Source organism: Stenotrophomonas sp. PS02297 (assembly GCF_029959705.1).
GTDB lineage: Bacteria > Pseudomonadota > Gammaproteobacteria > Xanthomonadales > Xanthomonadaceae > Stenotrophomonas > Stenotrophomonas nitritireducens.
In genome coordinates this window covers 14,401-25,421 of the sequence record NZ_JASCOS010000006.1, presented here as the reverse complement: position 1 = coordinate 25,421, position 11,021 = coordinate 14,401, and the positions used below count along the sequence as shown (strand labels likewise).

General features: G+C 64.5%; 9 protein-coding genes and 1 pseudogene. 6 read left to right on the top strand and 4 right to left on the bottom strand.

Going from position 1 to position 11,021, the window contains the following annotated elements; genetic code table 11:
* Positions 1-22: 22 nt before the first annotated feature.
* From QMX80_RS02580 to QMX80_RS02570, 3 genes are all read right to left on the bottom strand, one after another.
* Positions 23-241, bottom strand: a complete 219-nt coding sequence (locus QMX80_RS02580; RefSeq protein ID WP_003454927.1) for an AlpA family transcriptional regulator — start codon at positions 239-241, stop codon at positions 23-25.
* A gap of 141 nt (positions 242-382) precedes the next feature.
* Entirely contained in the window at positions 383-1,141 is a 759-nt protein-coding gene (locus QMX80_RS02575) for a hypothetical protein (RefSeq protein ID WP_003454930.1), read from the bottom strand.
* Between the two features lie 539 nt (positions 1,142-1,680).
* Positions 1,681-2,589, bottom strand: a complete 909-nt coding sequence (locus QMX80_RS02570; protein ID WP_012761385.1) for a LysR family transcriptional regulator — start codon at positions 2,587-2,589, stop codon at positions 1,681-1,683.
* A 139-nt stretch (positions 2,590-2,728) separates the two neighbouring features.
* Between QMX80_RS02570 and QMX80_RS02565 the strand changes: the two are divergent.
* A pseudogene (locus QMX80_RS02565) lies at positions 2,729-3,158 on the top strand (IS66 family transposase); the annotation flags it as partial.
* Positions 3,159-3,195: 37 nt separating this feature from the next.
* Here QMX80_RS02565 and QMX80_RS02560 read toward each other — a convergent pair.
* Positions 3,196-3,573 (bottom strand): IS110 family transposase, encoded by a 378-nt coding sequence (locus QMX80_RS02560; RefSeq protein WP_016446188.1) that lies wholly within the window; start codon positions 3,571-3,573, stop codon positions 3,196-3,198.
* A 284-nt stretch (positions 3,574-3,857) separates the two neighbouring features.
* On the opposite strand from QMX80_RS02560, the gene QMX80_RS02555 reads away from it, so the two are divergent.
* From QMX80_RS02555 to ftsH, 5 genes are all read left to right on the top strand, one after another.
* Entirely contained in the window at positions 3,858-4,139 is a 282-nt protein-coding gene (locus QMX80_RS02555; RefSeq protein ID WP_019373850.1) for a helix-turn-helix domain-containing protein, read from the top strand.
* A 32-nt stretch (positions 4,140-4,171) separates the two neighbouring features.
* Complete coding sequence (locus tag QMX80_RS02550) at positions 4,172-4,741, top strand: Hsp20/alpha crystallin family protein (protein ID WP_016446189.1); 570 nt, start codon at positions 4,172-4,174, stop codon at positions 4,739-4,741.
* Between the two features lie 93 nt (positions 4,742-4,834).
* The gene (clpK, locus tag QMX80_RS02545; protein ID WP_049591583.1) at positions 4,835-7,684 is read left to right on the top strand and encodes a heat shock survival AAA family ATPase ClpK; all 2,850 of its coding nucleotides are present in this window, start codon (positions 4,835-4,837) and stop codon (positions 7,682-7,684) included.
* 16 nt (positions 7,685-7,700) lie between these two features.
* Positions 7,701-9,131, top strand: coding sequence for a cardiolipin synthase (gene cls / locus QMX80_RS02540; protein ID WP_282275083.1), 1,431 nt, complete (start codon positions 7,701-7,703; stop codon positions 9,129-9,131).
* Positions 9,132-9,158: 27 nt separating this feature from the next.
* On the top strand, positions 9,159-10,976 hold the full coding sequence (gene ftsH, locus QMX80_RS02535) for an ATP-dependent zinc metalloprotease FtsH (RefSeq protein ID WP_077446922.1): 1,818 nt from the start codon (positions 9,159-9,161) through the stop codon (positions 10,974-10,976).
* Positions 10,977-11,021: the final 45 nt, after the last annotated feature.

Below are 11,021 nucleotides of genomic sequence, written 5' to 3'. Positions count from 1 at the left end.
TGGCATGTACCGAGGAAAAGCGTCAGGCGCGCTCATCGAGGCGATCGGCGATCCATTGCTCGACCTCCGCCGAGTCCCAGCCCACGGCGCGCACGCCCAAGCGCAGCGCCTTGGGGAACTTGCCTTCTTTCATCAGGCTGTAGATGTGCGCGCGCTTGAAGCCGGTTTTGGCCTCGACTTCGGCGCGACGCAGGATGCGGTGCTCGGCCGGCACTGCCGGCGCGGTGGTCTGCGAAGACATGAGAGACACTCCTTGACGCTCACTGGCGCTGTTCGGAAAGTGCCTCGTATTCAATACACCGCGGTCGCCGAAATCACTGCAATTGCAGAAGCAGCGACTGCAATTGCAGTGCGCCGCATCGGCATCATGCTGGCCGCGTCGTCAGCGCGACGCCTCCAGGTGGCGCCGCGCCTGCGCGAGCTTGCTCCACAGCGTCCGCTCGCTGAGACCCGGCCGCCCCTCATGGTGTGCGATCAGCGCGCTGACCACGGCATCCATGCTGCGGAACGACGAATAGGCCGCGCCTGACGGCGAATTGCCCAGCAGCAGCGTCAGCAGTCCGCCGATGATGTTGAGGTAAGTCGTCTCGCTGCGCAGGCCAGGCTCGCGCGCCTGTTCGTCGTTGGCCGCGCGCGTGGCATGTTCCTTCGCCAGTGCTTCGTGCGCGGTGCGCAGCGTTTCATGCACCAGGGCAAGTTCGGCAAGTTGCGACTTCGCTGCTTCGCGATCGGCCAGCAGAATGTTGAGCGTGTCCACGCTCACCGCCGGATGCACCGCGCGTTCGATGCCGTCAAACAAAAACCCCGGCCGATCGCCGGGGTAGAACTGCGACATCCACGCTTTCAAGTCCACGTGGCGCACGGTCAGCTCGGGGTCGTCGAGCGCCGGCCGCTGCGAGTCCAGCACGATGCCGGCCTTGCCACCGGGCAATTCGCCATGCGTCAGCGCGTCGAAGATGCGCTCGGCATACAGGCGCAGCAGCGGCCAGCGCGGGAATTCGCCGGGCTCCGGCATGGCACGCTGCTCCAGCGCTTCCAGAATACGCTGCTCGAAGCGCAGGAGACCGCACCAGCGGACGGCCGCCTCGATCGGTCGGTAGTACGTCTTTGCGCCAAAGGCGTGGCTGCTCGATTTCGGCATATCGCGCTCTTCCCATCGTCGGATCGACACATGGCAAGCGCGCGCGGCCCACATGGGCGCAGCGATTGCCCAAAGAACCCGATGAAGCGCGAGCCGGTCGGCATCGTGGTGGACGTTGGGTGCGGCGATGTCGCCGAGCGTTACGCAGGGGGCAAACCTCCTTGCGGTGCCCGCTACACCTCAACCATAATGCACCTGCGAAAAATCTTGTTACCGGCGCAACGGTCTGAAAAGCCGCGCATCCAAGTTCGATCAGGAAGGGATGCTGCGCTTTACCGGAAAACCAGGGCAAAGTTTTCGTAGGAATACGGGCGGGGTAAAGCGCCAATGCGACTTCCGGCTGAGCCGGTTTGCATCCAGCAAGGGCTCATGCGTTCTGCGTCACTGCTGTGACCTCGACAGCTTGAAGGTGCCTTGCTTGATGCCGGGTGGATAGGCCCGATTCGCCATCCATGCCCGTGACGCAAAAGGTCGGCCGCCGATGCAATGCGGGTCAAGGTCCAGACCGAAAGGGAATCGTACCGTCCAAAATCCCCGCGTCACATCGGGCGTTGATCGGTGCCTTGCGGGCGTCCGACACGCTCCACGCGGTCGATGAACTGCCGCAGCGGCTCCATGATTTCGCCTTCGGGTCGCAGTAGATAGGTCGTCAGCGAAGCGGTCTCGTCGGCCAGCGGCCGCACGACGACATCGGCCTGATGGCAACCCGCCAGATGCGCCGCGCTCGAAAAGCCCACGCCGTAGCCGGCGGCCACGAGGGCCAGCATCAGGGAATGGGTCTTGACGTACTCGGCTACCGTCGGCTGCGCATCCACCGTGCGGAGCAGCCGTTCGCGCTGCCGGCTGCAACCTTCGCAGACCTGGGGATCGCACAGCACCAGCGGATAGCTCGCCACTTCCTCCAGCGGCACTTCCTTGAAAGCCAGCAGCGGATGCCTGGCGGGCAAAGCCACCACCAGCGGGTCTCGCCACACCGGCATGGCGACGATGCCGGCGTCCATTTCACCAGCCAATGCAAAACCTGCGTCATACAAGTCGTTGCGCAGTCCAGTCACCAACTGCGCCAGTGGCGTTTCAAATATCCGAATGCCGACCTGTGGTGCCTCCTCGCGGCAAAGCGCAAGCAACGCCGACAAGCGGGCCTGCCCCATGTCACCAGATAGTGCGATGCGCAGCGTGTTCCGCTGGTTCGCTGCGGCGCGTGCCTTGGTCTGCGCTTGCTCGAAGGCCAGCAGTACGCGCCGGGCTTCTTCGAGGAAGACCTGTCCCGCCGGTGTGAGACGAACACTGCGTGGCAAGCGGTTGAGCAGCGGCACCCCTAAATCCGCCTCCATCTGGCGGATCGTGCGCGACAGTGGAGACTGTTCGATGTGCAGCCGTCGAGCAGCCCGGCCGAAGTGCAGTTCCTCGGCTACGGCGATGAAGCAGCGAAGATGGCGTAAGTTCATGCTTTCTCCCTACCGATGTGATCAGTCCATATCATCGTAGGGAGCCGAATAGTGCGGAGGATTCACCTCTGTATCGAGATGAGAGCCATCCTGGGGGGTGATGCTCGGATGCTTTTCGCCCATGTCAGCGCCTACGGCGAAGCTCTCGTTCGAGATCGCCCAGCTGCGACGCCTGAAGTTCGGCAAGAAGAGCGAGCAGCTCGATGCCGAACAACGCGCGCTGTTCGACGAGGCTCTGGACGCCGACCTTGCCGCGGCTGAGGCGCAGCTCCAGGAACTGCTGGGCAAGAAGAAGCCGCCGGCTACGCCTGGCGCGATGCCTAAGCGCACCGCCTTGCCGGCGGACCTGCCGCGCGTGGACTGCCACCACGAGCCCGAGAACACTCGCTGCGCGTGCGGCTGTGCGCTCAAGCGCATCAGCGAGAAGCTGGACAACACACCGGGCGTATTCACGGTAGAGTGCCACATCCGCGGCAAGTGGACCTGCGCATAGGTGCCGAACGCTGACCCAGGCGCCGGTCCCGGCGGAGATCATCGCCAAGGGCATCCCCACCTGCGGGCTGCTCGCGTAGGTGCTGGTCGCAAAGGACTCCGACCATCTGCCGCTTACATGGTCGTCCCTAGGCAAGCAGGAATAAGCTGCGTGAGTGAATCGGGAGGTTTGCGTAGCTGATGGCTGGCCAGCAGCGTCTGCGCCGGCGGCTTCACCGGCACGAAGCGCATGTGCGGGCGGGTTGCCGCCTCGCAGATCGCTGCGGCATCGGCCGCACCGTTCTTGCGTCCCTTGCCGGCCATGCGGTAGGGCGTGACGAAGTGGCCTGCAATCAGCCGCGCATCCAGCCCATAGCCGCGCAGCTTGCGTGCCCAGTGATGCGCACCGCCGCAGGCCTCCAGGGCCACCAGGCAGCCGGGAGGCAGCTCCGCGCACCAGGCCGCAAACTTGTCAGCGGCCAGCGCCTTGGCAACCACCACGCGCGCATCCACCGCATGCACCTAGATAACCCGCTTGGCCAGATCCACCCCGACTCGGGCAATCTCGTTCATGGACTTCCCCTTTCACATGGCTGCAGACTGATGACTTGGGAAGCACCATCGCGGTGGCAGCCAACATTTGTTTCCTGGCTGCTTACGATTGAGTCACATCAATCGGCCAGCAGGTCGCTGGATGTTGACTCTTGACTTTCGGCATATTAGGCGCACTATCTTGCAAAGTCTTGCAAGAATTTCCTCGAGCGAGGCCGCGTGACGACGGAACTTGTGGGGGTGGTATGACAGCGCGCCAGCAGGCGATCTTCACACTCGACGAGTTGGCTGCCTACTTGAAAGTCGGCAAGCGGACGCTTTACCGGCTCGCTTCGCACGGGGAGATTCCGGCCTTCAAGGTCGGCGGGACGTGGCGGTTTCGTCAAAGTGAAATCGATCGATGGATCAATGATCAGATCCAAGCAGGCAGAAAGAAGGAGGTGATACGCACAGATGAGCAGCCGAAGTCAGCGAAACATCCCGTGTTGCCTGGGCGCGCTATCCATAGCCGCAGGCAAACGGATTGAGTGAGTCTTCAATTGATTTCTGGAGGTATGACATGGACATTGATTTCAAGAAATTGGCTCCCTGGAACTGGTTCAAAAAGGAGCAGGAAGAACAACAGAGCACTGCCTCGCTGCCGGTGCAGCGCAATGACCTGCCGGTGGCGGGTGGGCCCGTCAGTCCCATCCTGCAATTGCATCGCGAGATCGACCGCCTGTTCGACGACGCGTTTCGAGGCTTCGGTTTCCCGACGCTGGCCATGCCACGCTGGCCGTCGGACTGGCCGGGCATGCTGAAGCCGGCGCTGGACATCCAGGAGACCGACAAGCAGTACAAGATCGCCCTGGAAGTACCCGGCATCGAGGAGAAAGACATCCAGATCACGCTCGACAACGACGTGCTGCTGGTGCGCGGTGAAAAGCGTCAGGAGCAGGAAACGAAAGACGGCGGTTTCCACCGGGTGGAGCGCTCCTACGGCAGCTTTCAGCGCGCTCTGAACCTGCCGGCCGATGCCAACCAGGACACGATCAAGGCCGCTTTCAAGAACGGCGTGCTCACGATCACGATGGAAAAGCGCGAGGCCAGTACGCCCAAGCAGGGGCGCTCGATCCCGATCAACGGCTGACGCGGGGCAGCGCGTTTTTCTCAAAAACCACAAAGAGATGAGGCACCGTGATCGGCGGTGCCTCGTCAGATCAATCTTTACAGGAGCATCAGCATGGCCAGAAAACAATGCCAAGTCTGCGGCCAGCCCGCCACGGTGCGGGTGGAAGCCAATCTCAATGGTCGCCACAGCACCATGCTGTTGTGTGACGATCACTATCGCCAACTGGTGCGCCAGCAAAAGCGCACCGTCTCACCGCTGGAAGCCTTGTTCGGCTCGCGCAGCGGGCTGTTCGAAGACTTCCTTGGCAGCGACTTCTTCCGCATCGGTGACGACGCACCGTCCATGGCGGCCGATACCGACGAGGTCGTCGATGCCTCGTTCGGCGAACCCGCCCCGGCCGGTACGGGCACCGCGCGCCGTCGCGGCAGTGGGCTCGCCAGCCGCATCAGCGAACAGTCCGAGGCTTTGTTGCAGGAGGCCGCCCGACACGCTGCAGAGTTCGGGCGCGCCGAAGTCGATACCGAACACCTGCTGCTGGCGCTATCCGACAGCGACGTGGTCAAGACCATCCTGGGGCAGTTCAAGATCAAGGTCGATGACCTCAAGCGCCAGATCGAATCCGAAGCCAAGCGCGGCGATAAGCCGTTCGAGGGCGAGATCGGCGTGTCGCCCCGGGTCAAGGACGCGCTCAGCCGTGCTTTCGTGGCCTCCAACGAACTCGGCCACTCTTATGTCGGGCCGGAGCATTTCCTGATCGGGCTCGCCGAGGAAGGCGAAGGTTTGGCGGCCAACCTGCTGCGCCGTTACGGCCTCACGCCGCAAGCGCTGCGCCAGCAGGTAAGCAAGGTGGTCGGCAAAGGGGCCGAGGATGGCCGCGCCGAGACGCCGACCAACACGCCGGAACTCGAGAAGTATTCGCGCGACCTCACCAAGATGGCGCGCGAGGGCAAGCTCGATCCGGTCATCGGCCGCGCGCAGGAGATCGAGACGACCATCGAAGTGCTGGCCCGGCGCAAGAAGAACAACCCGGTGCTGATCGGCGAGCCCGGCGTCGGCAAGACCGCCATCGTCGAAGGGCTGGCGCAGCGCATGGTCGCCGGCGAAGTGCCCGAGACGCTGCGCGACAAGCGTCTGGTCGAACTCAACATCAACGCCATGGTGGCAGGCGCCAAGTACCGCGGCGAGTTCGAAGAGCGCGTGCAGAAGGTGCTCAAGGAAGTGACCGAGCACCAGGGCGAGCTGATTCTCTTCATCGACGAGGTGCACACCATCGTCGGTGCAGGCCAGGGTGGCGGCGAAGGCGGGCTGGACGTGGCCAACGTGTTCAAGCCGATGATGGCGCGCGGCGAACTGAACCTGATCGGCGCCACCACGCTCAACGAGTATCAGAAGTACATCGAGAAGGACGCCGCGCTGGAGCGTCGCTTCCAGCCGGTGATGGTGCCCGAGCCGACGGTAGCGCAGACCATGATGATCCTGCGCGGCCTGCGCGACACCTTCGAGGCGCACCACAAGGTCAGCATCACCGAGGATGCGATCATCGCCGCCGCCGAGTTGTCGGACCGCTACATCACCGCGCGCTTTTTGCCTGACAAGGCCATCGACCTGCTCGACCAGGCGGCCGCACGCGTGAAGCTGTCGGCCACGGCCCGCCCGGTGGCGGTGCAGGAGCTGGAGTCCGAACTGCACCAGCTGCGGCGTGAGCAGGACTATGTGGCCTCGCGCAAGCAGTACGACAAGGCCGCCGAGCTGGGCAAGCACATCGAGGCCAAAGAGGCCGAACTCAAGAAGCTTGTCGAGGAATGGGAACGCGAGCGCGCCTCGGGCAGTGCCGAAGTCAAAGCCGAGCATGTCGCGCAGATCGTCTCGCGCCTGACCGGCATTCCGGTCAACGAGCTGACGGTGGAAGAACGCGAGAAGCTGCTGCATCTGGAGCAGCGGCTGCACGAGCGCCTGGTGGGCCAGGACGAAGCGGTGCGCGCGGTGGCCGATGCCGTGCGTCTGGCGCGCGCGGGCCTGCGCGAAGGCGGCAAGCCAGTGGCCACCTTCCTGTTCCTCGGGCCGACGGGTGTGGGCAAGACCGAACTCGCCAAGGCGCTGGCCGAGTCGATCTATGGCGATGAAGGTGCGCTGCTGCGCATCGACATGTCCGAGTACGGTGAACGCCATACCGTGGCACGCCTGGTGGGCGCGCCTCCGGGCTATGTGGGCTATGACGAGGGGGGGCAGCTCACCGAGAAAGTGCGGCGCAAACCCTACAGCGTGTTGTTGCTCGATGAGATCGAAAAAGCGCACCCCGACGTCTACAACATCCTGTTGCAGGTGTTCGACGACGGGCGGCTCACCGACGGCAAGGGCCGGGTGGTGGATTTCACCAATACCATCATCATCGCCACCTCGAACTTGGGCTCGGACATCATCCAGCGTCGGCTGAAGGCCCGTGGCGCCGCCGGCGAGGAATACGAGAAGACCAAGGGCGAGGTGATGGACGTGCTGCGCGGACACTTCCGCCCCGAGTTCCTCAACCGCATCGACGAGATCATCGTCTTCCATGCGCTGGGCAAGGAGGAGATCCGCCATATCGTCGGCCTGCAGCTCGATCGTGTGGCCCGCAACGCCGCCAGCCAGGGCGTGACGCTGACCTTCGATCAGACCTTGATCGATCACTTCGCGGAGGAAGGCTACAAGCCCGAGTTCGGCGCGCGTGAGCTCAAGCGGCTGATCCGCAGCGAGCTGGAGACGGCACTGGCGCGCGAGATGCTGGGTGGCGGTATCGGCAAGGCCGATCACGCCAGCGCCCGCTGGGACGACAAGGCCGAACGGGTGGTCTTCGAGCGCCAGGAGCCACCCGCGAAGCCGGCCGAGCCTGAGAAGCCCGATGCCGCGAACGTGGCCGAGACGCCGCCTAGCGACGCGAGCAAGCCTGCGCGCAAGAAGAAGTCAGCGGGCGGCGAATCTTGAGCGATGGGAGGCTGTCGTGTCCGACCCCAACGGGCTGACATGGGCAGCCACCCTCGTGTCGCTGGCGGTCGCTATCCCCACAGCGGGGCACGCGGTCATCTACAAGCGTGACCCTCGATCGGCCACGCTGTGGGTACTGCTGATCGCCTTGTTGCCGCTGGGCGGTTCGCTGCTGTATGGGCTGTTCGGCATCAACCGTTACCAGCGGCGGGCGCGGCGGCTCTTCCCGGGGGCAGATCCTGCTGTTCGGCAGGACCTCGCGCCTACGATGCCCCAGGCCGTATCGCCGCCGCTTGCCGGTCTGGCCCACCTGGTGGGACGCGCCACCGGCCAGTCGCTGACCGGCGGCAACCGCATCGAGCCGCTTGTCGATGGCGAGCAGGCCTACCCGGCCATGCTCGCCGCCATCGAGTCGGCGCGGCACAGCGTCGCGCTGGCCTCGTACATCTTCGACAGCCAAGGCATCGGGGCGCAGTTCGTCGATGCGCTGCGCCGGGCTCATGAGCGCGGCGTGCAAGTGCGGGTGCTGATCGACGACGTGTATGCCCGCTGGACGCCCCGCAGCGCCTACCGCGCCTTGCAGCGCGCCGGCGTTCCGGCGGCGACGTTCAACCCGACGTTGATTCCCGCGCGCCTGCATGCCGCGCATCTGCGCAATCACCGCAAGCTGCTGGTGATCGATGGCGAGACGGGTTTCACCGGCGGCATGAACATCTTCAGCCCGTATTGGCGGCCCGATGCGCCGGAGCAGGCCTGTCACGATTTGCACTTTCGTCTGCGCGGGCCGGTGGTTGCGCATCTGATGCGGTGCTTCACCGATGATTGGTGCGATACCACGGGCGAGCGGCTCAGCAAGGGTTTCTGGGGCGAACCGCCCGCAACGGCTGATGAGCAAGGAACCTCTTGGGCGCGCGGCATCGAGGCCGGTCCCGATGAGGCCCTGGACAGGATGCGCTGGACCTTCATGGGCGCTTTGAGCGCGGCGAAGCATTCGGTGCGCATCTGGACACCTTACTTCGTGCCCGATCAGACGATGATGGCGGCGCTGAGCACGGCCGCGTTGCGCGGCGTGCGCGTCGAGGTGCTGACGCCCGCAAACGGCGACCATCCCACGGTGCAATGGGCCGCGCGCGCCCACTACTGGCAGGTGCTGGAGCACGGTGTACGCATCTTCGAACGGCCTGGCCCGTTCGACCACAGCAAGCTGATGCTGATAGACGGCCAGTGGTGCTGCCTGGGTTCGGCCAATTGGGATGCGCGCAGCCTGCGCCTCAACTTCGAGTTCAATGTGGAGGTGTACGACACCGGGCTGTCTACGCGGCTGGAATCCCTTTTTGATGCCGCCCGTGATGCATCGAACGAGATATCGGCCATGGCGTTGCGCGCCCGCCCGCTGGCCATCCGCTTGCGCGACGGGGTGGCCCGTCTGTTCACCCCCATTCTCTAGCGGCACGACTTGCGAGGAACATTGCCCATGGAAAAGAAAGATCAATGGAACATTGGCTACTGGATCGTCGCCGGCCTGTTGCTGCTGACGCTGCAGAACTACTGGCAGGCGGCCAAGACCGTCGAGCCCGTGCCCTACAGCGAATTCGAGAAGGCGCTGGCCGAGGGGCGCGTCGCCGAAGTGCTGGTGTCGGACCGCACGGTCACCGGGCGCCTGAAATCGCCGGACAGCCGGGGCAAGACCACCATCGTGGCCACTCGCGTCGAACCCGACCTGGCCGAGCGGCTGTCCAAGTACGACGTGCCTTACGCGCGGGTGGTGGAAAGCACCTGGCTACGTGATGTGCTCTCCTGGATTCTGCCGGCGGTGGCCTTCTTCGGCGTCTGGTTCTTCCTGTTCCGCCGCTTCGCCGAGAAGCAGGGCATGGGCGGCTTCCTGAGCATCGGCAAGAGCCGCGCCAAGGTGTTCATGGAGAAGAACACTGGCGTGACCTTTGCCGATGTCGCTGGTGTCGATGAGGCCAAGGCCGAGCTGGTCGAAATCGTCGACTTCCTGAAGAACCCGCAGGATTACGGCCGCCTCGGCGCGCGCATCCCGAAAGGTGTGTTGCTGGTTGGCCCGCCCGGCACGGGCAAGACCCTGCTGGCCAAGGCCGTGGCGGGCGAGGCCGGGGTACCGTTCTTCTCTATCTCCGGCTCGGAGTTCGTCGAGATGTTTGTCGGCGTGGGCGCGGCGCGCGTGCGCGACCTGTTCGAGCAGGCGCGCGGGCAGGCGCCGGCCATCATCTTCATCGATGAACTCGACGCGCTGGGCCGTGCACGCGGCGTCGGCGGGCCCATCGGCGGCCACGACGAGCGTGAGCAGACGCTCAACCAGCTGCTCACCGAGATGGACGGCTTCGACAGCTCGGTGGGGCTGATCATCCTCGCCGCCACCAACCGCCCCGAAATCCTCGACCAGGCGCTGCTGCGCGCCGGCCGCTTCGACCGCCAGGTGCTGGTGGACCGGCCCGACAAGAAGGGACGGCTGGACATCCTGAAAGTCCACGTCAAGAAGGTGACGCTGGCTCAGGATATCGATCTCGAACAGGTGGCTGCGCTGACCACGGGCTTTTCGGGTGCAGACCTCGCGAACCTGGTCAACGAGGCCGCGCTGGCCGCGACCCGGCGCAAAGCGTCCGCCGTGGAGTTGCAGGATTTCACCGCCGCCATCGAGCGCATCGTGGCGGGCCTGGAGAAGAAGAACCGAGTACTCAATCCCAAGGAGCGGGAAACCGTGGCCTATCACGAGATGGGCCATGCGCTGGTGGCGCTGGCGCTGCCCGGCACCGACCCCGTGCACAAGATCTCGATCATCCCGCGCGGCATCGGCGCGCTGGGCTACACCTTGCAGCGCCCCACCGAAGACCGCTTCCTGATGACGCGTACCGATCTCGAGCACAAGATCGCCGTACTGCTGGGCGGGCGTGCCGCCGAAAAGCTGGTGTTCGGCGAGTTGTCTACCGGGGCGGCGGACGATCTGGCGCGAGCCACCGACATCGCCCGCGACATGATCACCCGCTTTGGCATGGACGAAGGACTGGGCTACATCGCCTTCGAGGCGCAGCGGCCACGCTTTCTCGATTCACCGGAACTGGCCCAAGGCGGCTGCCGGGTGGCCGAATCGACCCAGGCGCGCATCGATCAGGCCATCCGCGACATCGTGATGGGCGTGTTCGAGCGCGCCTACCGGATCCTCGACACCAACCGCGCGGTGCTGGAGCGTTGTGCGCGCGAACTGCTGGCGCGGGAAACGCTCGACGAAAGCGATATCCGTCAATTGACTCAAGGACTTGTTCGGAACTGAAAACAGTAGTAGGTGCCATTCAGAGTAAGCCGGCGGCTCTGTTCG